At 61.8% G+C, this 23,683-nt stretch carries 25 protein-coding genes and 3 tRNA genes; 15 read left to right on the top strand and 13 right to left on the bottom strand.

Features of this window, described 5'->3' with window-relative positions; all coding sequences use genetic code 11:
* Window position 1: 1 nt before the first annotated feature.
* Complete coding sequence (locus OO015_RS00295) at window positions 2–901, bottom strand: DMT family transporter (RefSeq protein ID WP_265938663.1); 900 nt, start codon at window positions 899–901, stop codon at window positions 2–4.
* Window positions 902–992: 91 nt separating this feature from the next.
* On the opposite strand from OO015_RS00295, the gene OO015_RS00290 reads away from it, so the two are divergent.
* From OO015_RS00290 to OO015_RS00255, 8 genes are all read left to right on the top strand, one after another.
* Window positions 993–1,985 (top strand): ROK family protein, encoded by a 993-nt coding sequence (locus OO015_RS00290; protein WP_265938661.1) that lies wholly within the window; start codon window positions 993–995, stop codon window positions 1,983–1,985.
* Window positions 1,986–2,106: 121 nt separating this feature from the next.
* The gene (locus OO015_RS00285; RefSeq protein ID WP_265938660.1) at window positions 2,107–2,244 is read left to right on the top strand and encodes a hypothetical protein; all 138 of its coding nucleotides are present in this window, start codon (window positions 2,107–2,109) and stop codon (window positions 2,242–2,244) included.
* Window positions 2,245–2,264: 20 nt separating this feature from the next.
* Window positions 2,265–3,887, top strand: coding sequence for a hypothetical protein (locus tag OO015_RS00280; protein ID WP_265938658.1), 1,623 nt, complete (start codon window positions 2,265–2,267; stop codon window positions 3,885–3,887).
* 22 nt (window positions 3,888–3,909) lie between these two features.
* A complete protein-coding gene (locus OO015_RS00275; protein WP_265938656.1) occupies window positions 3,910–4,830 on the top strand; it encodes a HEAT repeat domain-containing protein in 921 nt (306 codons plus the stop codon).
* The gene (locus tag OO015_RS00270) at window positions 4,824–5,843 is read left to right on the top strand and encodes a lipid II:glycine glycyltransferase FemX (RefSeq protein WP_265938653.1); all 1,020 of its coding nucleotides are present in this window, start codon (window positions 4,824–4,826) and stop codon (window positions 5,841–5,843) included. The genes OO015_RS00275 and OO015_RS00270 overlap by 7 nt, the downstream gene beginning before the upstream one ends.
* 4 nt (window positions 5,844–5,847) lie before the next feature.
* Complete coding sequence (locus tag OO015_RS00265; RefSeq protein ID WP_265938651.1) at window positions 5,848–7,356, top strand: UDP-N-acetylmuramoyl-L-alanyl-D-glutamate--2,6-diaminopimelate ligase; 1,509 nt, start codon at window positions 5,848–5,850, stop codon at window positions 7,354–7,356.
* 77 nt (window positions 7,357–7,433) lie between these two features.
* Window positions 7,434–8,318 (top strand): TolB family protein, encoded by an 885-nt coding sequence (locus OO015_RS00260; protein ID WP_265938649.1) that lies wholly within the window; start codon window positions 7,434–7,436, stop codon window positions 8,316–8,318.
* A 260-nt stretch (window positions 8,319–8,578) separates the two neighbouring features.
* A tRNA-Leu gene (locus OO015_RS00255) sits at window positions 8,579–8,662 on the top strand.
* 913 nt (window positions 8,663–9,575) lie between these two features.
* Here the strand turns inward: OO015_RS00255 and OO015_RS00250 are convergent.
* Both OO015_RS00250 and OO015_RS00245 read right to left on the bottom strand, forming a co-directional pair.
* Window positions 9,576–9,648 (bottom strand) — tRNA-Gly (locus tag OO015_RS00250).
* A gap of 166 nt (window positions 9,649–9,814) precedes the next feature.
* The gene (locus OO015_RS00245; RefSeq protein ID WP_265938647.1) at window positions 9,815–11,287 is read right to left on the bottom strand and encodes an AAA family ATPase; all 1,473 of its coding nucleotides are present in this window, start codon (window positions 11,285–11,287) and stop codon (window positions 9,815–9,817) included.
* 97 nt (window positions 11,288–11,384) lie between these two features.
* On the opposite strand from OO015_RS00245, the gene OO015_RS00240 reads away from it, so the two are divergent.
* The 3 genes from OO015_RS00240 to OO015_RS00230 all read left to right on the top strand — a co-directional run bounded on the left by OO015_RS00240 (window position 11,385) and on the right by OO015_RS00230 (window position 12,035).
* Window positions 11,385–11,456: transfer RNA gene (locus OO015_RS00240), tRNA-Ile, on the top strand.
* A 39-nt stretch (window positions 11,457–11,495) separates the two neighbouring features.
* Window positions 11,496–11,867, top strand: coding sequence for a ribosome silencing factor (rsfS, locus tag OO015_RS00235; RefSeq protein WP_265938644.1), 372 nt, complete (start codon window positions 11,496–11,498; stop codon window positions 11,865–11,867).
* A gap of 12 nt (window positions 11,868–11,879) precedes the next feature.
* Window positions 11,880–12,035: a hypothetical protein gene (locus OO015_RS00230; RefSeq protein ID WP_265938642.1), complete on the top strand. Its 156-nt coding sequence runs from the start codon at window positions 11,880–11,882 to the stop codon at window positions 12,033–12,035.
* A 1-nt stretch (window position 12,036) separates the two neighbouring features.
* Here the strand turns inward: OO015_RS00230 and OO015_RS00225 are convergent, their stop codons facing one another.
* From OO015_RS00225 to OO015_RS00205, 5 genes are read right to left on the bottom strand one after another with little or no spacing between them, the layout of a single operon-like run.
* Window positions 12,037–12,438, bottom strand: a complete 402-nt coding sequence (locus tag OO015_RS00225; protein ID WP_265938639.1) for a TraR/DksA C4-type zinc finger protein — start codon at window positions 12,436–12,438, stop codon at window positions 12,037–12,039.
* A gap of 13 nt (window positions 12,439–12,451) precedes the next feature.
* Complete coding sequence (locus OO015_RS00220; protein ID WP_265938637.1) at window positions 12,452–13,714, bottom strand: glycosyltransferase; 1,263 nt, start codon at window positions 13,712–13,714, stop codon at window positions 12,452–12,454.
* A 2-nt stretch (window positions 13,715–13,716) separates the two neighbouring features.
* The gene (locus tag OO015_RS00215) at window positions 13,717–15,081 is read right to left on the bottom strand and encodes a nicotinate phosphoribosyltransferase (RefSeq protein ID WP_265938635.1); all 1,365 of its coding nucleotides are present in this window, start codon (window positions 15,079–15,081) and stop codon (window positions 13,717–13,719) included.
* Between the two features lie 23 nt (window positions 15,082–15,104).
* Window positions 15,105–15,800: an RNA polymerase sigma factor gene (locus OO015_RS00210; RefSeq protein ID WP_265938633.1), complete on the bottom strand. Its 696-nt coding sequence runs from the start codon at window positions 15,798–15,800 to the stop codon at window positions 15,105–15,107.
* Window positions 15,797–16,210 (bottom strand): hypothetical protein, encoded by a 414-nt coding sequence (locus OO015_RS00205; RefSeq protein ID WP_265938631.1) that lies wholly within the window; start codon window positions 16,208–16,210, stop codon window positions 15,797–15,799. The genes OO015_RS00210 and OO015_RS00205 overlap by 4 nt, the downstream gene beginning before the upstream one ends.
* A gap of 156 nt (window positions 16,211–16,366) precedes the next feature.
* On the opposite strand from OO015_RS00205, the gene OO015_RS00200 reads away from it, so the two are divergent.
* The gene (locus OO015_RS00200) at window positions 16,367–16,798 is read left to right on the top strand and encodes an Hsp20/alpha crystallin family protein (protein ID WP_265938629.1); all 432 of its coding nucleotides are present in this window, start codon (window positions 16,367–16,369) and stop codon (window positions 16,796–16,798) included.
* Window positions 16,799–16,851: 53 nt separating this feature from the next.
* Here the strand turns inward: OO015_RS00200 and OO015_RS00195 are convergent, their stop codons facing one another.
* Complete coding sequence (locus OO015_RS00195; protein ID WP_265938627.1) at window positions 16,852–18,621, bottom strand: adenosylcobalamin-dependent ribonucleoside-diphosphate reductase; 1,770 nt, start codon at window positions 18,619–18,621, stop codon at window positions 16,852–16,854.
* Between the two features lie 172 nt (window positions 18,622–18,793).
* On the opposite strand from OO015_RS00195, the gene OO015_RS00190 reads away from it, so the two are divergent.
* From OO015_RS00190 to OO015_RS00180, 3 genes are all read left to right on the top strand, one after another.
* Window positions 18,794–19,585, top strand: a complete 792-nt coding sequence (locus OO015_RS00190) for an MBL fold metallo-hydrolase (RefSeq protein WP_265938625.1) — start codon at window positions 18,794–18,796, stop codon at window positions 19,583–19,585.
* Complete coding sequence (locus tag OO015_RS00185; protein ID WP_265938623.1) at window positions 19,582–20,496, top strand: P1 family peptidase; 915 nt, start codon at window positions 19,582–19,584, stop codon at window positions 20,494–20,496. The genes OO015_RS00190 and OO015_RS00185 overlap by 4 nt, the downstream gene beginning before the upstream one ends.
* Window positions 20,497–20,585: 89 nt before the next feature.
* Window positions 20,586–21,437, top strand: a complete 852-nt coding sequence (locus OO015_RS00180) for a sugar phosphate isomerase/epimerase family protein (protein WP_265938621.1) — start codon at window positions 20,586–20,588, stop codon at window positions 21,435–21,437.
* A 73-nt stretch (window positions 21,438–21,510) separates the two neighbouring features.
* On the opposite strand, the gene rpsI is transcribed toward OO015_RS00180, so the two are convergent.
* From rpsI to rplQ, 4 genes are read right to left on the bottom strand one after another with little or no spacing between them, the layout of a single operon-like run.
* Entirely contained in the window at window positions 21,511–21,942 is a 432-nt protein-coding gene (gene rpsI / locus OO015_RS00175) for a 30S ribosomal protein S9 (RefSeq protein ID WP_416236576.1), read from the bottom strand.
* Between the two features lie 23 nt (window positions 21,943–21,965).
* Window positions 21,966–22,433, bottom strand: a complete 468-nt coding sequence (gene rplM / locus OO015_RS00170; protein WP_416236558.1) for a 50S ribosomal protein L13 — start codon at window positions 22,431–22,433, stop codon at window positions 21,966–21,968.
* Window positions 22,434–22,463: 30 nt separating this feature from the next.
* The gene (gene truA / locus OO015_RS00165) at window positions 22,464–23,306 is read right to left on the bottom strand and encodes a tRNA pseudouridine(38-40) synthase TruA (RefSeq protein ID WP_265938619.1); all 843 of its coding nucleotides are present in this window, start codon (window positions 23,304–23,306) and stop codon (window positions 22,464–22,466) included.
* A 22-nt stretch (window positions 23,307–23,328) separates the two neighbouring features.
* Window positions 23,329–23,682 carry a 50S ribosomal protein L17 gene (rplQ, locus tag OO015_RS00160; protein ID WP_265938617.1) on the bottom strand — a complete coding sequence of 118 codons (354 nt, stop codon included), beginning with the start codon at window positions 23,680–23,682 and terminating at the stop codon, window positions 23,329–23,331.
* Window position 23,683 lies beyond the last annotated feature (1 nt).

Genomic DNA, 23,683 nt, shown 5'->3' with positions numbered 1-23,683 from the left:
ATCAACGAAGCAAGACGAGGAGGATACCGACCAGCATGATCGAGGCACCGGCGAGCGCATTGACGCTCGGCACCTCTCCGAGGATCAGCCAGGCCAGGATGATCGCACCCGTCATCTCCTGGGTAAAGATCACGTTCGCCACCGCCGCATTGAGACGCCGCACCGCCGCGTTATAGAGCGTATGTCCCAGCGTGTTCGGGACCAGTCCGAGTCCCAGCAATGCCAACACGACGCGAAGATCGTAGCGATCGAGCACTGCGTCAGCCCGGAGTGTCGTTCCGATAGCGAACGGAAAGACCCAGCAGGCGGCGAAACCGTAGACAGCAGTCGCGTAGACGAGCAGCGGCAGACGAGTCCGTTCCCTTCGCCCGATTAACGAGTAAGCAGCATACGCTGCCGCCGATACCAGCGCCAGGCTATCTCCCAGTAGGGTCCGAGCCGTGAGACGTGGCTCGAATCCGGCCAGGATGGTCACGCCGCCGAGGACGATGACGATTCCGGCGATCTGTGCCCTCCTCAGCGGTTCGGCCAGCAGGACAGCCGAGAGGACGGCGAGCATGATGCTCGACGTATAAAGAAGAGGGAGAACGTGTGCGACTGGCGCGAGCTGGAGCGCCGCGATATACGCCACGAAGTGGATCGCCAATGCTCCACCGTAGAGAGCGAGCCGCCGCCAGCCGGCAGTTGCTGCTTCCCGCCAGAGACCACGATGCAGGGTGAACGGCAGGAGGACGAGCGTCGCGATTGCGAGGCGCCAGAACGCGATTTCGAATGAACTCACTCCTTCGGCGAGACGAACCAGTACCGCGCTCGTCGAAACTGCCAAAACACCGGAACCGGCAAACAGCAGGCCGAACCAGAATTCCCGGCGCTGTTCCCGAGCTGCCTCTACATGCACCATCTTGGCGATCCTTTCCCGTCCTGCCCGCGGGTGGTAGGATACATCGCCTAGTACAAGTGCTCGAGCGTTGGAGCGAGATGGATCGAGACGAGTGACCGAGTTCACTGTCAAGCGCTTCCGTGCCCGCCCTCCGGCTGCGAGCGAACGAGTACTCGGCCTCGCGATCGCCGGCGGTCTGTTGCGCGCGGTCGTGGCCAATGGCAAGGGGCAGATCTTGAGCCATGCTGCGGAATCTCTCGATAATCTGGATGCGTACGGTGTGTTCCATCGTCTGCAGCACCTCGCCGTCGCGGCATTGAGCACAGCTGGGCTCACCACTGCGGACGTCAAGGCAGTCGGTATCGCCTTCGGCGGACCGGTCGATCCACTTCGCGGCGTGACGATCTTTTCCCCACGTTCACCTGGTTTCGAGGACTTCCCACTCGCGGCCTTGATCGAGGAGCGACTCGGCGTTCCGACTGTGCTCGAGAACGATGCTCGCGCTGCCGCTTTCGGCGAGGCAGTATTCGGTGCTGCCCGCGGCTGCCAGACGGTCATCTACATTCACCTCGGAACGGGTGTCGGTGGGGGAATCATCGTCGACGGCCGTCTCGTCTACGGAGCATCGAACACTGCTGGTGAAATCGGTCATATCGTCGTGACTGCCGGTGGCCCTCTCTGCTCCTGCGGGAAACCCGGGCATCTCGAAGCGTATGCGTCAGAGCCTGCGCTGCGCGCCCGCATCTGGGAAGCATTGGCTCTCGACCCGGAAGATCCTGGTCACGAACTCGTCCGGCGACCGTTCCGCGTCCCAGAACTCTTCCAGTACGTCGCGATCAGCCCAGCGATCAGGGACGTTATCGCCGACACCGTTCAGAAGTTGGCACTCGCGATCGCGTCGCTCATCGCCAGCTTGAACCCGGAAGCGGTCATCATCGGGGGCACGATCGCGGAGAGCGGCGCGGCGTTCCTCGAACCGCTGCAAGGCCGGGTGCGTCAGTTTACCTATCCGGCTTCGCTTCGCCGGGTACGGATCGCGCTCGCCGAGCTCGGGCCGGATGCGCCGGTCATCGGTGCTATCGCGCTCGCGCTCGCACGGGTCTAGGGTGGTATCGACGTTTCTCGGTCATTCCAGCTCCGCACAAACGAGCCCAGGCATCTGCCGTCTTGGCGAGGCCGGAAGAAAGGAGTATGCTTAGAAGTCGGCACGAGCGAGGGGGATGGGCATGTCCGCACCGACATTGAGCCCGAGAATCCAACAAGTGCTCCTGGAGATACTCCGCGAACTCGGTCGGCCCGTCACCACGGAAGAGCTGGCACGGTTGCTCCGGGAGCGCGTGCGACAGAACGAGTCGGCCAAGTGAGACCATAGGGGGCGACCGAAGTGAGCGATACGACACGCTCGTTGACTGCCGATGCGGAATTGTCGTTCCGGGGCGAGGTAAGCGAGCGCGAGCTTGCCGAGCGCGTGCATGCACTTCTGCGCGCGAGCGCCCGTTTCTACCCGCTCCATGCCCCGATTCGGGTTCCGCTTCGGGTGCTCGCCGAGCACTTCGCGTCGATCGAGTCTCCCGGGAGTCCAGACGAGTGGCTGACACGCCTGAAGCACGCGCTCGAGGTGAACGACCACGTATTCGCGCTCGAAGTGAGCGGCGATGAAGTGATCGTGGCCACCACACGAGCGGGAACTCCACCCCCGGCACCCGAAGCCTTGATCGATACAGCGCATCAACTTCCGCATCGATTCATGGAGCCGCCCCCTACCGTAGCCGTCCCGGTCGCCCGACCGCGGCGCGCCGAGCCAGAGCTTCCCCCGGCGGAAGAGACAGCACCAACGGCAACCGAGCAGGTCGAGAAGGCAGCGGCCGTCGAGACGCTCGTCGAAGACATCGGTCAGCTGAGCGACGAGCAACTGATCGAAGCAGTGCGTGCTGCTCTGGCTCAGTTACCCGGTGTGGTCGGTTTCGGCGACCTCTGGGCACCCGCTGATATCGTTCCGCGCCTCTCGCGCGGTGATGTGCGCCGGGTTCGCGAGTACATCGCTGAGCGTGGCGAGCCGCTCACCGACACCGAAATTCTCGAAGACGTCTTCCGCATTTCAGTAACTTCTCTGGAAGCCTTGCTCCATCAACTGGCTCTCGACGCCCACCTCGCCACTGAAAACGAGTTCGAGTTCGTCGGAGTCCCCGGCGCGCATGCGTGGACGATCCGCGAGGTCAATCCGGTACCCGCGCCCAAACGGCGTCCGACCGACATCGGGCAGGATTACCGGTTCCTACTCGAGGAAACCACGACACTACGGCCGGGTAGCGAAGCCGTCGTCGACCATGTGCTGACATTCTACGAGCACTTCCATGGCGTCCTCCCGTACAACGCCGCGCTCGCCGCGGTGCTACCTGATCGGGTCTTTCCTGGACAGACACGCGCGATCCTGCAATTCGAAGCACAGCAAACGCACGAGACGTTCTTCGTCGAACTCCGGTACCCGACGAGCAATCGCGGAGGGTTTCTGTTCGGATTCGAGTCCTTCTTCGCGAGCAACCTCGTTGCCGGTGCATTGATCACGATCGAGCGGAAGGAGGATCCACGACGGTTCGTCATCGATTATCTACCGATTTCCCGTCAGGAACGCCGCCTGCTTGCCCTCGATGAGAAGCAGCGACGCTACATCTTTCGCCCGACCGTCTACTTCTGCGCTGTCCAGGACAGTATGCTCTTGACCGAGCAACGCTTCCCGCGCTTCGCTGGGCAGCAGCCGCTCGATGAGCGGACGCGTCGTTCCTACGAACGGGTCCTCGAAGTGACGTTCGAGCGTATCGGCGAAAATGTCGGCACGCCGGAAGCGCCACGCTATATGGCAACGCTCGACGATCTCGTTGCAGCCGTGAACGTGGAACGGCCCTTGAGTGCGGAAAAGATCCGGGAAATTCTCACGTCACCCGACTTCACACAATTCGAAGTTGATCCGGAGGTCGAAGACCTGTTCTATTTCACACCACATCGTTAAGCCGAGAGACAGACGTGAAACGATGCTCACGACGGATAGACTCCGACAACTTTTCGAGCGCCTGCAGCGAGAGATTCGAGCTACTGACATCGCGCAACTTTCGGATCTCCCGCGGGCCATGGTTCCGCTCATCGCCGAATTGTGGCCCCAACTGCCTCCTACCCATCGTCGACGCATTGTCGATCTGATGGTCGAAATGAGCGAAGCGAATATCGATCTCAACTTCCGCCAGGTCCTCGTCGTTGCGCTCGACGATCCGGACGCTGACGTTCGCCGGTCGGCCATCGAAGGGCTGTGGGAAGCTGAGGACACTGGCGTCTTGCATCGGCTGCTCGCTCGGCTCTCGATCGAAACCGAACCGAGCGTGAGAGCTGCGCTCGCGCAAGCACTCGGACGCTTTGCGGAACTGGATGTTCACGGTCGCCTTCCCGAGCATGAAGGGCAACGAATCCGCGAAGCACTGACGAGCCTGCTCGCCTCATCGGAGCCAGTGGAGGTGCGGCGGCGCGCGCTCGAAGCGATCGCTGTCTATCCGGACCCTACAGTCCTCTCTGCGATCGAAGAAGCGTACTGGTCGGGAGATCATCGCCTGCGCGTGAGTGCGATCTACGCGATGGGTCGCTCGCTCGATCGTCGCTGGCTTCCCCTTCTTCTCGACGAACTCCAGTCCGAAGATCCGGAGTTGCGGTACGAGGCGGCCACTGCGTGCGGCGAGATCGGCGCAGAGGAAGCGATCGACGATCTGATTCGCTTGACCAGCGACACTGACCGCGATGTGCAGGGAGCCGCGATCCTCGCACTCGGTCGCATCGGGGGTACCCTCGCCACCAACGTCCTTCGACAGCTTGTCCGATCAGCTGATCCGGTCGTGCGCGAGGCTGCGGAAGAAGCGCTGGCTGAGGCAGTGTTCGCGAGCGACCCACTCCGAGCGACCCCATGGTGACGACTCGCGTTTCCCTGGCCACCGACGCGACCGCATGGGATGCGACCGTCGCGCGTCTGGGCGGTCGGCTTCTCCAGAGCTGGCGTTGGGGGCTTTTCAAGGAGCGACACGGGTGGAAACCGTATCGCTTTCTCTTCGAGACGAACCAGGCTGTCGCGGCAGCGCAAGCCCTCGTCCGGAGCATTTGGGGTCTTTCGCTCGTGTACGTGCCGCGCGGACCAGTTTGCGATCGGCCCGAGCCAGCACTCGCTGAAGCCGTGAAGACGACGCTCGATACTCTCGCGCGCGAGACACGGGCGATCATCGTCCTCGTCGAACCGGAAGACGAACGAGGGGCCGCACTCCTGCCACAATCGCTGGGCTGGCGACCGAGCCCAACGGTCGTCCAACCTCGACGCACCCTCAAGGTGCCAGTAGGTGACGATGATGCATTGCTTCGCCAGATGAAGCCCAAGGCCCGGTACAACGTGCGGCTCGCCTGTCGTCGCGGCGTCACGACTCGTCTCGCTGATCCACATGAACTTGGCGCTTTCTATGAACTCTTGGAGGAGACCGCTCGGCGTGACGGGTTCGGCATCCATCGTCCTGAGTACTTCGCTGACCTCCTGGAGACATTCGGTCAAGATGCTGCCCTGATCTTCGCCGAGTTCGACGGTGCACTCGCTGCTGCCGCCTTGGTCGTCCGATTCGGCGACGAAGCAGTCTACCTGTATGGCGCTTCGCGAACCGAGCTGCAGCGACACATGCCAGCGTACGCTGTCCAGTGGCGTGCTCTGCAATGGGCGCGCGAGCACGGATGCCGTTGGTATGACCTCTGGGGCATTCCTGATGACGACGAGCCACCGCCAGAGGCCTCCGCTGACCAGCGAAACGTGCGTGCTGGGCTCTGGGGAGTCTATCGGTTCAAGCTCGGGTTCGGTGGCACCTCGTATACTTACCCGGGCATGCGCGAGTGTGTCCGGAATCCGCTCCTCGTCGCCGCGTGGCGCCGCCTCAGACCTCTGGAAGGTTGAGACGATGCCCAGTCTCCGAGACGTGCTCCAGGATTTGCCTGCCGACATCCGCGGGGATGCCGAGGTCTCGATCTCAGCAATTGCGTACGATTCTCGGCGCGCACAACCTGGGAGCCTCTTCGTCGCACTGCGCGGTCAGCACACCGACGGACATCGCTATCTGCGCGACGCACGGGAGCGAGGTGCCGTCGCAGCATTGGTCGAAGAATGGACCGACGATACAGAGATGTATCCGGCAGTCGCTCGCGTTCCCGATACCCGTGCGGCGCTGTCAGCCGTTTCCGCGCGTTTCTACGGCTTTCCCGGCCGTAGCCTGGGACTCATCGGCGTAACCGGAACAGACGGCAAGACATCGACGACTTTCTTGATCGATTCGCTTTTGCGCGCGAACGGGTTTCGGACCGGCCTCATCGGTACAGTCGCGATCCGGGTGGGTGAGGACTATCACGAGCATGACTTCCGCCAAACCACGCCGGAAGCGCTGGAAGTTCAGCAGCTGCTGGCCGCGATGCGCGACGCGGGTGTCGATTGGGCAGTCGTCGAAGCGACGAGCCACGGCCTCGTGCTCCATCGAGTCGACCACTGCCCCTTCGATATCGCGGTGGTGACGAACATCACACAGGAACATCTCGACTTTCACGGCACGATCGAAGCCTACCGCCGCGCCAAGGCCAGGCTCGTGGAATTCGTTCGGGACCGGGAAGATCGTCCGTATCCGCGGCGAATCGTGCTCAATGCCCGAGACGAGGGAGCACGTTCCCTAGCTGCATTCGCGGGCGATGTCCCCATCCTCTGGTACGGCGTGGATGCTCCAGCCGCATTGCGCGCCACCGATGTCGCGGTCAGCACAGCGGGAACTCGCTTCGTCCTCGAGTACCAAGAACAGGTGATACCCGTCCATTTGCAGTTGATCGGCGAATGGAATGTCGACAACGCGCTGGCCGCCGCCGGCGTCGGCATCGCTCTCGGGCTGCCGTTAGACGGTATCGTGCGAGGACTCGAGCAGTTGGCGAGCGTGCCCGGTCGCTTTACACCGGTCGACTGTGGTCAGCCCTTTACCGTTATCGTGGACTATGCACATACTCCGGAAGCGTTCCAGCGTGTGCTCCCGCTGGCTCGTCGTATCGCGCATGGACGAGTCATCGCCGTATTCGGGAGTGCTGGCGAACGGGACCGGATCAAGCGAAGGCTGCAGGGAGCGATCGCCGCTCGACTGGCAGATTTCGTCATCGTGACCTCGGAGGATCCACGGCACGAAGATCCTCACCGTATTCTGGAGGAAATCGCCGAAGGCATCCGCACGGCAGGCGGTAGAGCGGGACGCTCGTTTCTGTGCATCGAGGATCGTGCTCTCGCGATCCGAGAAGCGCTGCGGCGCGCAGAGCCGGGAGATGTCGTGCTCCTCCTCGGGAAGGGACACGAACGGTGCATCATCTATGGCGACGAACGTCGACCATGGAACGAGTTGGAAGAGGCGCGACGCGCCCTCACCGAACTCGGTTATCGGTGCTGAGAGCAGGCCTTCTCGTAGTCCTCAGTCTCGTCGTAGCCTGCGCTCCAGGCGCAACGCGCTTCGACAGCGAGACGACGTTGGCAGCCTCGCCAGGTGGCAGAATCCTGTTCGTTCAAGACGGTGACATCGCTGTTTGGGAGAACGGCAAAATCCACCGTTTGCTGCGGCTCGGTAATGCAGCGTGGCCCCGTTGGTCGCCGGACGGTGCACGCATCGCGTTCGTACGTTTCGGTGATGCGTATTCTGATCTGTACGTTGCCCGGAGCGATGGTCAGGGTATCACCCAGCTGACACGGAACCAGCCATCGTTCACTCCCGGATCCTACCAGTATGTCCAGAACGCAGTCTGGGCACTGAGCCCAGCCTGGGCTCCGGACGGCACGACCATCGTGTACGTTTCGGACCTCAATTCGCTCAAGAACTTCCTCTGGTTGATTCCGGCTGATGGCGGTACACCCCAACGCATCGAAGCATCGACACGCCTCGGCGACAATGTCGATCAGCCTGCCTTCTCGCCAGACGGCACGCGGATCGTTTTCGTGCACCGTGTCACGCGTGAGGATGGCCTACAACGGCGGACCGACCTGTGGATCGTCGACCTGCGTACAGGTGAACTGACGCCGCTCGTCGAAGGCGGTGACGGCCAATACGCGCCAGCGTGGTCACCCGATGGACAGTGGATCGCCTACGTCGGCCGGCACGGCGAGGCGAATGATTTGTATGTCGTTCCAGCGAGCGGCGGACAGCCGGTACAGCTCACCTCAACAGGTCTGGTTGCCACTCCCACATGGTCACCGGATGGCCGCTTCATCGCCTTCCTCCAGGTCGACGGAGCCGATTTCGCGGTGTACGCGATCGAGTTTTCCATCGGAGCGGACGGTACCCCACGCACGAGCGAGCCCAAGAAGCTCTTCGCTGTCAACGGTATCGATGCCGTGTCGGGTCTTTCCTGGACCCGGTGATCGGTGCGAGCGGCGGGACAGCACCAGATCGGACTCGACCGAGGAGACGAACGGAAGACACGCTGCGCCTCACCGAGCGGGTGCACTGGTCGAGAACCGACACGATCCGCCCTTCGCACCACGCTGCTCGAGCGGGCTCGGTCGAACGGGCCTCGTCCAAGCGGTCTCCACGTCGCTCACTGAGAGTACGGCATAAGGGTCAAGCAGTCTCTCGCCACCGAGGGATCCGAGAACGCATACTTGAAAGTGACGATCGCCGAGCGGGGATGGCGGAACGGCAGACGCAGCCGTCTTAAAAACGGCAGGGAAGACCTCCCGTGCGGGTTCGAATCCCGCTCCCCGCACCGCACCACCGAGTCGAATGAGCGTGGTCCAATTGTGGTCGAACACCTGTACGAACCCCCCGCCGGCGACACGGCCAGCGGGGGCGATCGGCTAGGCTTACCAGTGCCGGGTCAGCTCTGCCCTGACCTGGCCATGTCCCGGCACTGCTCCACCAGCGGCCGGGATGTTTTTCCCCTGATAGCGTGGTTCTGATCCAATCAACACGTCTCGTCCAAGAGAAGAGGGACCGATCGTCAACTATCGAGACGCGTGAAACGGAACGGTGGCACCCTCACCAGCCCGGGGCGCGCTCAGAAGGGAAAAAACGGTCTAGCTCCACCGCTCTTCATCGACACCGGTCGTGATGGCACGGAGCCAGGCATCCGTCGGGCTATCATCCGCTCCGGCTGCCGCCAGGTTTTCATCGGCTTGACGTTGTGGTGAGAACTACTCGTTTCGCAGCCGCCCAGTGGACGGGTTCGGTCAAACCAGTGGTACGTCTCCTCGGCTGCTCTCAGGCACACGCAGCGAAGACATTGCGCGACCGGCTAGCCAGCGATACACCGCAGCTTATTCCGCATCGTTGGCACTGCGCACCTCATCGGAGGAGGTATCCAGTAGCACCACGCTGACCGGTGTGTCCGAGCTCTACGAGTGAAGCATGAGCAGTGGTCTACTCTCTCATGCTCGAGCCAGTGCAGACGATTGTCGACGAGTGGAAGCGCTGAGGATGTCAGAGTGCCAGACACGAGAGAGGGGGAACAGCCGATCGTTCGCGAGAAGTCGTCTCTCCTGAGAGATCGGAACTGTATCACCCAACAGCGATGACCGGTGACCGCCTCGTGACTGCCTGCGGTGATTTCGGGGTAGCGAGGATGCCGCGGCATCAATGGAGGCACAACAAGAAATTCCCCGGTACGACCGGGGAATCGGAGCGGAAGACGGGATTCGAACCCGCGACCTCCTCCTTGGCAAGGAGGTGCTCTACCAGCTGAGCCACTTCCGCATTTTCCTTGTTGGGCGGCTCCTCACCACCCTTGCACCCCATAGTATAGGCACCCATCACGCCGCTGTCAAGGATCAGCACCCGAAGTGCCCCACCAACCACGGTCGATCACTGCCACACTCCATGCGAGCTTCCTCGATCGCCGGAAGTCGTCAGCTCACTCCCTTCAGTCGGATTGCGAGCCGGGCGACTCTGGGATCGTCGGTGCGGTCGAGACCAACTGTTGGTCACCCTGCTCCTGGAGCAGCGAGCGCTCAGCTAATGCCAGGAGTTCTTCGCGAGGAAGGAGCACCGGATGTTCCGCGAGTTCCATCGGCTCGAGCAAACGTCGCGGTGGCACCGCATAGACATGGTGCGCTGGCACCGAGACGAGTTCCATTTCCGGATACCGAAGGGCAGTCAGGCGGTTGCCGTACACACACCCGGTATCGAGATTGATGGTTCGGTTGATCCACACCGCATCGGTTACTGGTGTATGGCCGTAGACCACGTACGCTCGCCCTCGATACTCGCGCGCCCAGTTTACCCGGATCGGCAGTCCGCGCTCGTCGACTTCACCAGAGGTAACACCGAAGAGCGCGATCCGACGCACAACCGGTGAATCCCGCCCATGGTACTCTTCCGGCAATCCCGCATGGGCAACGACGAGACGTCCCCCGTCCAAAACCAGGTGATGCGGAAGACGCAGGAGGAAGTTGCGCACGCGCTGCTTGAACTCATGCGACTCGGTTTCGATTTGCTCCACGGTGACCTCGAAACCATGTGCGATTCGTACCGTGTGCCCTTCGAGATAGCGCAGCAACTTTCGGTCATGATTACCCAGAACCACAGCGGCCCGACCACGCCCGCAGGCAGCCATGACCAGACGCAACACCGGGACGATCTTCGGTCCGCGATCGACCAGATCGCCGACGAAGAGCAGTCGTCGCCCCTCCGGATGCAGCAACTGATAGTGGACCTCCCCCGAACGTGTCCGCTGCTCTGCGACGCGATATCCGAGCCGTTCCAAGAGCTCGACCAGTTCGTCGAAGCACCCATGAACGTCACCGACAATGTCGAACGGACCACGCCACCATCGCCGGTCACACTGCAGCGGTCGGCGGACAACGACTGCTCGTGCCGCCTCCTGCGGATTTTTGAGCCAGTAGCGGCGCTGGAACGGCTCTTCTCGTAAGGCCGCTCGACTTTCGTCCAGTTGTCGAACTTGTCGTTCGATGACGGCCTCACCGACATGCCGACCGGTCCGTTGGCGGTCGTGAGCGATATAGACCTCTTTCGGATAGTCGAAGATGATCGCGACACAGGGTACGTGATACCGGCGGGCCAGCTCGAGCAATGGAAGACGCGACTCGCGGCGCGTATTGGTCGCATCGATGACCGTCAACCGACCGCGACGCAAGCGAGCTTCCGCGACTTGATGCAGGATCTGGAACGCTTCCCGGGTCGCTGACTGGTCCGTTTCATCGTCAGCGATCATCGCCCGGAAGGCATCGGACGAGAGGATTTCGGTGGGGCGGAAGTGCGCGTGAGCGAACGTCGACTTTCCCGCACCGGAAGGGCCGATCAGCAGAACGAGCGAAAGAGCTGGAATAACGATCCGTCGGCTCCGGTCGTCCGTTACACTTCGCTCCGAATCCACAGGGCGCTCCACGAGGGCCCACCTCCAGCCGCCCGCAAATGGTACTACGCAGCACCTGGCGTTCGTGTGGGTGCACCGCTACAATTGAGTGTGACGGGGGCCTGTAGCTCAGCGGCAGAGCACGAGGCTCATAACCTCAGGGTCGTAGGTTCGAATCCTACCAGGCCCACCGCGGGATGTTTCCCGACGCTGTAGATGCGAGGTGAGGATGACGCGAGTAGAACAGGAAGTTCGCTTGACACCACACGAGATCGCTCGAGTCGCCGCCGAATCAGCGGCCGATGCTCTCGCAAGCGACATTCAGGTGCTCGACCTCACTGCGCTGACCCCGTTCTTCGATCTCTTCGTCGTCTGCACTGCCGACAACACCCGGCAGCTCCGTGCACTCGTGTCGCATATTACTAACGCACTCGACGACGTCGGGGTCAACGTCCACGCCGTCGAGGGCGAGGCGGAATCCGGGTGGGTGATCTTGGATTACGGCTCCGTCATGATTCACTTGTTCACGCCGGAGCAGCGAGCGTACTACCGGCTTGAAGACCACTGGGCAGCCGCCCAGCGCGTGCTCGTCATTCAGTGAGAGGGGCGACCGATGCGACTGCCTCCGACACGCAGCTGGGCATTTCTCTTCGTCGGTTTCGCTCTGGGTACAGCGAGCGGCGTAACGATCAGTCTTCTCTTCACGCGGCCTATCCGGCGGTTGCGCGGTACATCCCGGCCACCGGATCCGGCCGTTTTCCTTCAATAAGTTAAGTCGCGCGCCGCGCGCGTTCGAGTTCTCGCTCGAAGCGCTCCTGGTCGACGAGACAGCGCGCAGCCCAGGGTACGGCTTCTAGTCGCTCGCGCTCGATCGGACGCCCGCAGTCGACGCAGATACCATAGGTACCTTGTTCCAACCGTCGGAGCGCGAGGGCGATTTCGTGCAGCTCTTCTTCGATAGTTCGGAGCACTGTTTGATCGTACTCGGCCATCGTGACGTCGGTCGCCGCGTCGGCCGGGTGCGTCGCTACTGTGCCCTCTTCAGCCTGACTGCGCCCTTCTGCAGCCAGCGCGCGACGCAAGTCCTCCCGTTGCCGTTCTAGCTCAGTACGCCGGGATATCAGCCGCTGGCGGATCGACTCGAGCCATGCTGGATCGAACACCTGACCCATCGAGTGCTTCCCTTCACTCCTCCGTCCCCGCAGAACCATGCAGGACCTCAGTCATCAACCGCAGTTCGTCCCGAACGTAACGGGTGATCAGAAAGCGTTCGCGCACCCGCTGACGTCCGCGCTGGCCGAGGGCGCGTGCCAGCTCGCGATCGGTCAGCAGTTGGACTACGCGTTCGACGAACGCATCGTCATCCTCTGGAGGAACGAGAAAGCCACCGATACCGTCCTCCATTTGCAGCGTAATTCCGCCGCTCCGCCCGGCTACGACCGGGGTCTCCTTCCACAACGCCTCGCTCACGACCAGACCGAAACCTTCCCGAATCGACTTCTGAATGACCACCCACGCACAATGTTGGAACGCGTTCACTTCGACAAAACTGATGCCAGTTATGTTCGTCCCGACCAGGATATCCGGATCCTGTTCCGCTTCCGCGCGCACCTGCTCATACAGTCGCCAGCCTTCTGGATCATCCAGTGCCATCGACCCGATGAGCGCGAGCTGCAAACCAGGAACTCGTTCACGCGCCCGCCGGAAGACGCGAATCACGCCGAATGGATCCTTCCAAGGATCATAACGGGAAACTTGCACGAGCAGCGGGCGCCCCGCCTCCACCCCATGCCAGGTGACGATACGGCGGCACAGCATGGCTGCGAGTGGCAGGTTTTTCGGGCTCAAGGGATCGATCCCGGGCGGAAACGTGACAACTTTCCGCGCCTGTAACGCGGGCAAGACGAATTCCGGCATCGTGAACACGTACGCATCGTAGCCATCTAACCAGCGAAGCAAAAACGCTTCCGCAGCGGGATCCGGCTGAGACGTATCGATGTGGCAACGCCAAATCCAGCGCGCTTCCACATGGCTGGCGAGCTGTCGGAGGGCAGCCGGTTGCGGGTCGTGCACCACGATGACATCGTACTCGCGCGGAAGAGTGGCGGCATTCGCACGACTGTTGAGTTCATAGATCTCCTCGAATTCGGCACTCGGCAGGAACGGAGCCCCCTGGAGCCCGTTATGCAGACTCTTCGTCACCTCGAAGAAGCGGTTGTTCCCCGCGATGACGAACCAGTCCACCGCCAAGCCGAGCCCTCGTTCCAGAGCGACGGCTGAGCGTAAGAGTTCCGATACCCCACCACCATATGGTGTCGCATTGATATGGGCGATTCGTATTCCTCGAAGATTCCGAGCACGCGAAAGGCATTCTTCTATCTGCTCGGTCGGCGCAGTGTCTTGATACGCTTCCGGCGCAACCGGGGCCAGGTGGACACGGCGCAGCATCGTCACAGCCCCTCACGTGCGCGCACAGTCCGCTCAGCCTCAGTTTGCCGGCTCGCCAGCCGTGCGCTCAGGCGCACCGGATAGGTTCCAGCTGGATCGAGTCTGCGGAACCACGACGGGAAACGCTCCATCTCGCGCCGGTGATGCTGGCGAAGTTCCTCGAGAGTGGGGAGTTCGACGATCTCCCCTCGGCGCATGACCGGATGCAAGAGCGGAATCCAGTCCGCCCCGGGCGGTGGTTCTTCCCGGAGGGCGATCAGATCCTCGACGTATGCCCCATTTTGACCGACCCGACGCCATACCTGTTTTGCCCCGACAAGCGTTCGTTTTCCGGTGCTGAGCTTGAGCGTCGGCTGACCATCGTACTCGACGAGCTTATAGGCCATGTCCGCCAATGGCGCATCGGCCGACGTGCCGAGTTTCGATCCGACGCCGAACCCATCGATCGGCGCTCCGGCAGCTTCCAGCGCTGCGAGTTCGTATTCGTCGAGCCCCCCACTGGCGAAAATCTGGATCTCCGGAAATCCAGCTCGGTCGAGGATTTCGCGAACGGCTCGGCTCAAGGAGACCAGATCACCGCTGTCGAGTCGAACAGCACGAACACGCCTGCCTTCCTGCGCCAGCTCGCGTGCGACGATCACCGCATGCTCAGCACCACGCAGCGTATCGTAGGTATCGATCAGGAGAATAGGATCACCAGGGTACGTCCGTGCGAAGGCGCGAAACGCCTCCAGCTCGCTCGGGAATGACTCGATGTACGAATGCGCGACCGTACCACTCACCGGAATACCGTACCGCGCCCCGGCCAGAACGTCGCTCGTCGCGGCAAAGCCAGCCAGATATGCCGCCCGTGCAGCGGCCAAACCCGCCTCGAGGCTGGGCGTGCGGCGCAAGCCGAAATCGACGAGTACCTTCCCAGGTGCAGCGAGAACGCACCGTGCTGCCTTCGTCGCGACCAGTGTCGGGTAGTGGATCGCATTGAGTACGAGCGTCTCGATGAGCTGGGCCTGCTCGATCGGTGCCTCGACCTCCAGAATCGGTTCCTCTGGAAAGATCACCGTTCCTTCGCGAACGGCCCAGATGTCGCCCTCGAAGCGGAAATGACGGAGCGACTCGACGAATTCCGGACGAAGCATCGGTAGCGTGCGGAGGAAGGCTCGCGCTTCGTCATCGAACGTTAACCGCTGTATTCGCTCGAGCAGTTCGTTCACACCGGCAACGACGAAGAAATGGCGATGCGGCGGAAACTTCCGGATGAACAGGCTGAAGACCGCCCGGCCGCTTTTGCCGAGCACGTGGTAGCTCGATGCCATTGTCAGTTCATACAGGTCGGTCGAGAGTGCGATCTCATATGGCGTCGGACTCATTGCGCCTCCAGCCATGCCCAGCATTACGCCTCGAGCTCTTGCCGCCGTTCGCGCAGGAGATCGGCTAGGAACGCTCGACTCGCCTCGACGATTCGGCCAACCTGATCCACCGCAAGGCCTTCGGTGAGTGCGATCTGTTCGTCCGTCCAACCATCGACCTTAAGTAAGAAGACTTCGCGCCAGGTCTCGGGGAGTCGATCCAACGCTTCATCCAGGATGCGCTGCGTTTCTTCCGCCAAGACGACCTGCTCCGGAATCTCGGCCTTGGGATCCGCCAGGATGTCGATCAAGCGAACGACTTGATCCGGCCATTCATCGCCCTGGTACCCGACTGGCTCTTCGAGAGACCGTTCGTGCTCGATCCGTCGTCGCTCTTGATCGACCAGTTGGCGCACCGTTCTCCGAGCCGTTCGCCGCAGCCATCGGAACAGGCCACGTTCCGGTGCCTCGCGCCAGTGTTGGAGGGCGCGCACGAGGACCGTGTCGGTCACTTCCTCGTCGTTCAACATGCCGGACGGAAGAACGCCGAACGCCACGTAGCGCCCGATTTCCCGACGAACGAAGCGACGGAGTGGTCGATAGTGATCCACGATCTGCTGGACCAACCACTCTCGGCGAGTCGGTGCTCCCCCTCCCTCTTCTCCCAGTTTCCGGAGATGCTCCTCGATCCGCGTCAACAACCGCTCTCGTTCGTTTTCCATCGGGCCTGACACGCTCATCGCTCGCCTCCGGGCTCCGACCCACCGGACTCGCTTTCTCCAGCCTCCTCCGGCATACCGACTGGTGGCTTGGCCAAACTCGGGTGCTGCCGAGCACGACGGATGAACGGTTCTTGGCGCCACTTCGCTACTTGGCGCTCGACCTCGTCGTAGAGGTCAGCGAACGCATCGCGCAAGGCCTGGGCAGGGTTCTGGCCCTCACCGCGAGCAACGATGTCTGGCCCCGGAATGCGCAGATGCAACTTGGCAACGTACGTGCCGCTCCTTTGCAGGTGCTCCATCGTGATGTCGAGCATCTTCAGATCATCTTCCAAATCGGCAAGCTTCTTCTCGAGGATGCGAATTTCCCGCTCGACGATAGGCGCAACCTTATCCTGGCTGACACCGAGATCGTGGTATCGAATCCGCATTGTCTTTTCCCTCCGTCTTCTTCCCCCACCGGTTACGGCCGGTATCGTGCCTTGAGGATACAATGTCCGTGTGCAACTGCCGATCTTCCCTCACGCACGATCGAGAGGTATCCTTGACCATGTCGGGTTCATGGCATTTGGGAGGGAGTGCACGCGATGAGCATCACAGCGTGGAATCCGTGGCGCGAGCTGGAAACGATGCGGGAGCGTATCGATCGGCTGTTCGGTGAGCTGGCACGCTGGCGCGGCGAGGAGGAAATCGGAATCCCGATCGACCTCCAAGAAACCGATGATGCGATCATCGTGCGCGCCTCAGTGCCTGGTGTCAAGCCCGAGGATATTTCGGTCGAGATCCGCCAGGGCGTCCTCACGATACGTGCCGAGAGCCGCGAGGAACGTGAGGAAACGCGAGGGAAGTGGCACGTGCGCGAACGGCGTGTCGGGAGCGCCTACCGTGCCATTACCCTACCTGTCCCCGTTCGCGAAGACGAGGCCCAGGCAATGTACCAGCACGGCGTGCTCGAAATTCGCATTCCCAAGGCAGAATCGGCAGAACGGCGACGAATACCGGTTCAGGTCCGTTCGTAACGATCCGAGAGGGAACAGCGACCCGAGAGGGACCCCCCTCTCGGGTCATTCGATCAATACCTGGCGCGCGCCTCCGGCACCACATCCTCGCCCATGCAGCTCAAGCAGTGCCCGAGCACCTGAAGCACCTGCCCTCTCGGTGAACCTTCTCGGTAAACCGTCACCCCCTTGCATGCGAGCTCGTGCGCGAGCAAAAAGGCCCGCCGCACGTCGTCGCGTGTCGCCTCGTACGGCATATTGATCGTCTTACTGACCGCGTTCTCGACGTGCCGTTGGATCGCTGCTTGGACGCGAATATGCTCTTCGGGAGAAATCTCGGTCGCAACCCGAAAAAGTCTGCGAAGCTCTTCAGGAAGATCGGTCCGATGCCCGATGCGTCCGGTCAGCTCGATTTCTCGGAGAAGACTCGGATCGTGTATCCCCAGCCGCGAGAGTTCGCGTAGCAAGAGTGGATGCGGCTCGACGATCCCGACGAACTCGCCCACATGTTGATAGGCAAGGGCATAGAGCGGTTCGATACCACTACTGCAGCCGGCGATAATCGAGATACTCCCGGTCGGTGCCACTGTCGTCACGGTTGCATTGCGTCGCGGTGGTTCGCCTCGCTCAGCATAGCGGCTGAGCGGAAAATTCGGGAAAGGTCCGCGCTCCTGCGCGATTTCGCGACTCGCCTCGACCGCAGCTTCCTGGACGATACGCATGACCCGATCGGCAACGGCGATCGATTCGTCCGAGCCATACGGTATACGCAGAAAGAGCAAGAGGTCGGCAAACCCCATGATTCCGAGTCCGACTTTTCGGTTCGCCCGACAAATTGCTTCGATCTCGCGCTTCGGATAGCGGGAAACTTCGACCATGTTGTCGAGGAAACGCAAGGCGAGTCGCGCAGCCCGCCGCAGCTCGTCTTCATCCAAATACACGCCCCCCTCCTGTTCGACGACGAACGCTTTCAAGTTCAGCGACCCGAGAACGCACGCTTCCCACGGCAGCAGGGGAACCTCACCACATGGATTGGTCGCCTCGAGGGGTCCCAATGCTGGGAGCGGGTTGTCACGTTGAATCCGATCGAAGAACAAGAGTCCAGGATCACCCACTTCCCAGGCAGCATCGACCATTTCGTCGAACAGGTCACCGGCATTCACCCGGCTGAACGGCGCACCCGTGCGGGGATTGATGAGGTCGATCTCCTTGCGCGCACGCGCCGCCTCCAGAAACGTATCCGTAACGAGGACAGAGAAGTTGAAACGCGAGAACAACGCTGGATTGCGCTTGGCATTGATGAACTCGCGCACATCCGGGTGATCGCACCGCAGGACCGCCATGTTCGCCCCACCGCGCACACTCTCAGTAGCGATCACATCACTCGCCGTATCGAAAACCCGGATAAAGGACACCGCACCGGATGACGGTCGGCGTGTCGACCGAACCAGGTCGCCCCGCGGTCGCAGATGGGAAAACGAAAACCCAGTGCCGCCACCAGTCTGTTGAATTTTGGCAGCGTCGCGTACCGCGCCGAATATGCCGTCCAACGAATCCGGAACCGGGAGAACGAAACAGGCGAACAGTTGCCCGAGTTCGGTTCCAGCATTGATGAGTGCAGGGGTATTTGGTAAAAAACGAAGCGATGTCAGCAATCGGTAGAACTCCTCCGCCACCTCTTCGCTCCGCCGACCGTTCGCAAAGGCATCCTCCGCTGCAGCGACCGCTCGTGCGACACGCCAGAAGAGTTCCTCTTCACTCTCGATAACTCGGCCTTGGTCGTCCCGACGCAAGTAGCGCATGCGAAGCAGCGCGCGGGCTGACTCAGTGAGCGGCACCGTCATGATCGCACCTCCTGAATTCGTCCAAACCCGTACAGTATGATGCAGCATGCACGTCTCGCAGGCGTCTTTCGCCACCGCTCAGGAGTCGTGTCTGGACCGAACCGACGTCGTACCGACGCGAGCACTATCGAACCGGAACGAACGACCATCGAGAGAACTCAGGGAGTAGCGCATGCGCGTGATCGTGCTCGGAGGCAGTGCCGCGTGTCCGAACCCGCGACAAGGTTGCAGCGGGTATCTCGTCTCGGACGGTACGATCAACCTCCTGCTCGATTGTGGACCGGGGATCATCCCCGAACTTCTCGCCCACGTGAGCCTCGACGATCTCTACGGGATCCTGCTCTCGCATCTCCACCAGGATCACATGCTCGACCTCATTCCGCTGCGTTACGGGCTCAAATACGCCCCAGGCTTACGGCGACGGCACCTTCCCGTTTGGATCCCGCCTGGCGGGCGGGCTTTCTTCGACGCGCTCGGACTCACGCTGGCCCACGACAGCGACGGACAAACGTCTTTTTTCGAGGAAACCTATGAGTTTCTCGAGTTCGACCCGACTGCGCCACTCGCCCTGGAACAGTGGCACATCCGCTTTCATCGAACCCGTCATTGGATCCCGTGCTGGGCGATGCGACTGGAGATTCCAGGAAGAGGGACCATCGCATACACCGCTGACACGGGCTGGGATGAACAGCTCGTGTCGTTTCTCCGCGGCGCTGACCTTCTGATCATCGAAGCCACTCTACCGGACGATGCGTCACCTGCAGAACGTGAAGGGCACCTCACGATCAGTGAAGCTGGTCGGATGGCGACACTCATCGAGGCTCGACAGGTCGTTCTGACACACTACTGGTCGAACAACAACTTTGCGCTGCAGCTTGCCGCTGCGGTACGGGAGTTCGGTAAACCGGTGGAGATCGCTCGACCGGGACTGGTTTTGGAACTCACGGAGAGGACCTCGCCATGACTGTGTTCACCGTACCCGGCTTCGCTGTCGGGCACTGGACACATCCGACTGGACGAACCGGCTGTACCGTGATCCTCGCTGAACGACCTGCTGTCGCTGTTCGCGATGTGCGCGGCGGTGCTCCGGGAACACGCGAGACCGACCTCTTGACCGCTGGTAGCCTCGTCCGGCGAGTCGATGCCGTTCTGTTGACAGGCGGGAGCGCTTTCGGTCTCGCGGCAGCAGAGGGAGTGGTACGCTGGCTCCGCGAGCGTGGTCAGGGCTTTCCGACACCGGTGTTTCCCGTTCCGATCGTCACTGCGGCCGTCGTCTATGACTTGAGCGGGCCTGACCTCGTGTATCCGGATGCCGATGCCGGTTACGCCGCCTGCTCGGCCGCACGACCCGATGGTTGGCAGAACGGTCGTTTCGGCGCTGGAGCAGGAACCACCGTCGGGAAGGTTTTCGGCCGAGAGGGCGCCACCCCGACCGGCATCGGAACGCATTTCCTTGCAGTCGAGGGCGGTCATCTCGCGGCACTCGCTGTTGTCAATGCCCTTGGAGATATCATCGATCCGGCAACCGGCCGGATCGTCGCCGGTGTCCGCACTCAGGACAGTGGTTGGCGCGATAGCCGGGAAGCGATCTTGCGTATCCCTCTACCCGACTTTGAAGCCGCAACGAACACGACACTCGTCGTGGTCGTGACCGACCTCGCGCTCGATTACCACGCCCTGACACGCATGGCGATCGCAGCCCACGACGCGCTGGCACGCGTCATCCGTCCAGCCCACACCATCTTCGACGGCGATACGGTCTTCGTTCTCGCACGCGACGAAGCGCCGACACCACCAACACGCATCCTCAAAGTCGCTACGGCAACCGAAGTTGCGGTGGAGCAGGCTCTGCTCGCGAGCGTCCCTCCCCTATGACTATGACCTGACAGCATCAGCTCCGATCGTCACGTGCTACACTGTCGCCGTACCACGCGGTCGTCTTTCGACGAGTGCAAGGGGCATCGATGCAGGTTTTGTTCTCCACCGGCTCGCTTCCGTGGTTGCCGCTGAACGAACGCTTTCGGATTATCGCCGCTGCTGGTGCGGACGGCATTGAGCTGCTTCTGACGCCCCACTTGATCCATCGCGATCCCTTCGGATTAGCCCAACGCGCACGGGATTTCGGTGTGCCGATCCGCGCTGTGCACGCCGTCCTCGCACCATGGCGGGATTGCACAACGAGCGAACTCCGCGATTCCGTGCACTTCGCGCAGACGCTTCCCGACTGTACAGTGGTCGTCGTTCATCCTCCTCGACCAATTGCCCATGCGCATTACTGGCTACGCGCGTTGCAAGCCGCTCGGATGGAGAGGGATGCCCGACTGAAGGTTGGCGTCGAGATTCTCGGACAACACACCGCAACGGACCGTCCCGCGCCGTATGATTCGATCGAGCTTTTCCTTCGTTTCGTCGAGGAATGGGATCTCGCGATCACGTTCGATACAGCACACGCTGCGAGCCTCGGTTGGGATCTCGTGCCATCGCTGCACTCTTGCCTACCGCGTCTCGCACACGTGCACCTGAGCGATGCACACGACCGCGATTTCAAGTTCGCGCTTGCCAATGCCCTGCTGCGCGACCATCGGCTCCCGGGTAGCGGCCGGTTGGCACTCGGCTCCGTTCTTCGTACGCTCCGATCGTCGGGGTATGCCAGATCGCTCACCCTGGAATTGAGTCCGGTTCCACTTTTTGCCGTCCGTCCGCGGCTGATCGTTCAACGACTCGCGGGAGCGATCGCGGCTGTCCGACAGTGGCTCAACGATCCACGCGATCCTTCGCCCTCCTCGATACCGGGCAGCACTCCGGAAACGAACTGAGGCGCGTGCTTGCGCCTCAGCGAGGGGAACTGATATCACACAACGACACAGTGCCGGGCCTAGCCGCGCCGGTTTAGCGCTTCGTGTACTGCGGCGCCTTTCGAGCACGCTTGAGACCTGGCTTCTTGCGCTCCTTCATGCGCGGATCGCGCGTGAGCAAACCGGCGCGCTTGAGTACCGGCCGTAGGTCAGGGTTGTATCGAAGAAGAGCTCGCGCCACACCGTGGCGAATCGCACCAGCTTGGCCAGAAAGTCCACCACCGACGACGCGCGCCCGGATATCGAAATGGTCCTGCAATCCGGTCAGGCGCAGAGGCTCGGTGATCATGACGTAATAGAGGAGGCGGTTTCCAAAGTACTGGTCGGCCGGCCGACCGTTGACGATGATCTGACCGGTACCCGGATAGAGGCGGACACGTGCCACCGCTGTTTTGCGGCGCCCGAGCCCGTAGTAATACACGAGTTTCGTGTGCGCTGTCTGCTGCGTTCGGGCCGCTTCGACCACGTCGCTCACGCTCCTCTCTGACCTCAGGCCTCGATGTTCAGGACTTCAGGCTTTTGTGCCGCATGGGGATGATTCGGGCCTGCATAGACCTTCAGCTTCTTGAAGAGCTTCCGGCCCATCGGACCCTTCGGTAACATCCGTCGCACAGCCAGTTCGATGGGACGGGTCGGGTGCTTCTGGATCATTTCCCGGAAGGTCATCAACCGCAGACCACCGGGGTACTGCGAGTGCCGCCAGTAGATCTTGTCGCGTTCCTTCGTCCCAGCCAAGCGTACCTTTTCTGCATTGATCACGATCACGAAGTCACCGACATCGACATGCGGTGTGTACTGTGGCTTGTGTTTCCCACGGAGGATCGCTGCGATCTGGCTTGCCAGGCGGCCCAGTCGCTTCCCCTCGGCATCGACGACCCACCACTTGCGCTCGACCTCGCCTGGCTTCGCCACGTAGGTTCGCTGCAGGTACTTGCGCTTTTGCGCCTTGACCGTCATCGCTGTCCGCTCCCCGATTCGTTGCCTGAATCATCGCTCTCTGCCCGTTCCGCTCGCGTGCTCAGTGAATCGCTGTTCACCGAGATCCTCCGGATAGCGGACTCGCCAGAGAACGAGCCCGCTCGGTGGTGCCGGAGGCGGTGCGAGCCGTCGGTCGTGCCGAGCGAGCAGCTCCGAAATCCAATCCGGCGGCTCCATCCCGCTTCCCACTCGCACGAGTGCGGCAACCATGGTGCGCACCATTTGGGGAAGGAAGCCATTCGCCCTGACACGGTATTCCAACAACAGTGCCTCACGCTCGTGCCGTTCGACCGCCGGTTCCAGAACGTGCCATTCCGAGACCGTGATCGTGCGTATGCGCGGAGTGGTCGCCTTCGGCCCCCCCATACCGTGACCCGCAAATGACCGAAAGTCATGCGCCCCGAGAAACAACCTGGCCGCACGCTGGAGAAGGCCCATATCCAGGTCCCCGGGGTAGGTCCACACGAAGCGGCGCAGAAGCAGCGGCGGGCGCTTTCCCAACCAGATGCGGTACCGGTACTCTCGGTCGATGGCCCAGCGACGAGCATGGAAGCCAGGAACCGCGACCGTGGCGCGGAAGACGACGACATCCTCCGGAAGCCAGGCCCGTAGCGCCCGAGCCAGGGTCGCTTCTCCATGTCGCCACGGCAAGTCACAGCTCGCCACTTGTCCGACCGCATGGACTCCGGCATCCGTCCGCCCAGCCAATGCCGTCCGAACCGGTTGGCCCGCAAGCTGCGCCAAGGCTTCTTCGAGCACGCCTTGGACAGTTCGCAATCCTGGCTGCCGTTGGGAACCACTGAAAGCCGTCCCCTCGTAGCCGAAGTCGATGCGATAGCGCTGAACTTCCATGCTCGCGTCATCGCTGGTACCGTCAGGCGACGAACTCGATCAGCGCGAGCGGCGCTCCGTCTCCGCGTCGCTGACCGATCCGATAGATGCGGGTATAGCCTCCGGGTTGCCCCACGAACCGCGGTGCGATAACCTCGAAGAGCTTCGCGACTGCTCGTTCATCACCGAGCCGTGCCCGCGCGAGACGTCGGTGATAATCCGTGTCCTCCCGAGCCAGTGTGACGAGCTTCTCGACGATCGGCTGCACCGCCTTCGCTTTCGCCAGAGTTGTCGTCATACGCTCGTGGAGAATCAGCGACACGGCGAGATTGCGGAAGAGGTTCTTCCGCGCATTGGTTCGGCGGCCGAATTTCCGCCCTCCCTTACGATGTCGCACG

It is taken from the genome of Thermomicrobium sp. 4228-Ro, assembly GCF_026241205.1.
Lineage (GTDB): Bacteria > Chloroflexota > Chloroflexia > Thermomicrobiales > Thermomicrobiaceae > Thermomicrobium.
Note: the sequence above shows the minus strand (reverse complement) of the source record. Positions and strands in the feature narration are given on the sequence as shown.

Coding starts and splice junctions, on each gene's coding strand:
- OO015_RS00210 (WP_265938633.1), bottom strand. CDS start 15,800: ATGAGCGTGTCAGGCCCGATGGAAAACGAACGAGAGCGGTTGTTGACG.
- OO015_RS00275 (WP_265938656.1), top strand. CDS start 3,910: ATGCTCACGACGGATAGACTCCGACAACTTTTCGAGCGCCTGCAGCGA.
- OO015_RS00295 (WP_265938663.1), bottom strand. CDS start 901: ATGGTGCATGTAGAGGCAGCTCGGGAACAGCGCCGGGAATTCTGGTTC.
- OO015_RS00270 (WP_265938653.1), top strand. CDS start 4,824: ATGGTGACGACTCGCGTTTCCCTGGCCACCGACGCGACCGCATGGGAT.
- OO015_RS00205 (WP_265938631.1), bottom strand. CDS start 16,210: ATGCGGATTCGATACCACGATCTCGGTGTCAGCCAGGATAAGGTTGCG.
- OO015_RS00180 (WP_265938621.1), top strand. CDS start 20,586: ATGCAGGTTTTGTTCTCCACCGGCTCGCTTCCGTGGTTGCCGCTGAAC.
- OO015_RS00185 (WP_265938623.1), top strand. CDS start 19,582: ATGACTGTGTTCACCGTACCCGGCTTCGCTGTCGGGCACTGGACACAT.
- OO015_RS00190 (WP_265938625.1), top strand. CDS start 18,794: ATGCGCGTGATCGTGCTCGGAGGCAGTGCCGCGTGTCCGAACCCGCGA.
- OO015_RS00225 (WP_265938639.1), bottom strand. CDS start 12,438: ATGGGTCAGGTGTTCGATCCAGCATGGCTCGAGTCGATCCGCCAGCGG.
- OO015_RS00265 (WP_265938651.1), top strand. CDS start 5,848: ATGCCCAGTCTCCGAGACGTGCTCCAGGATTTGCCTGCCGACATCCGC.
- OO015_RS00285 (WP_265938660.1), top strand. CDS start 2,107: ATGTCCGCACCGACATTGAGCCCGAGAATCCAACAAGTGCTCCTGGAG.
- OO015_RS00220 (WP_265938637.1), bottom strand. CDS start 13,714: ATGCTGCGCCGTGTCCACCTGGCCCCGGTTGCGCCGGAAGCGTATCAA.
- OO015_RS00195 (WP_265938627.1), bottom strand. CDS start 18,621: ATGACGGTGCCGCTCACTGAGTCAGCCCGCGCGCTGCTTCGCATGCGC.
- rplM (WP_416236558.1), bottom strand. CDS start 22,433: ATGACGGTCAAGGCGCAAAAGCGCAAGTACCTGCAGCGAACCTACGTG.
- truA (WP_265938619.1), bottom strand. CDS start 23,306: ATGGAAGTTCAGCGCTATCGCATCGACTTCGGCTACGAGGGGACGGCT.
- OO015_RS00215 (WP_265938635.1), bottom strand. CDS start 15,081: ATGAGTCCGACGCCATATGAGATCGCACTCTCGACCGACCTGTATGAA.
- rsfS (WP_265938644.1), top strand. CDS start 11,496: ATGACGCGAGTAGAACAGGAAGTTCGCTTGACACCACACGAGATCGCT.
- OO015_RS00200 (WP_265938629.1), top strand. CDS start 16,367: ATGAGCATCACAGCGTGGAATCCGTGGCGCGAGCTGGAAACGATGCGG.
- OO015_RS00230 (WP_265938642.1), top strand. CDS start 11,880: ATGCGACTGCCTCCGACACGCAGCTGGGCATTTCTCTTCGTCGGTTTC.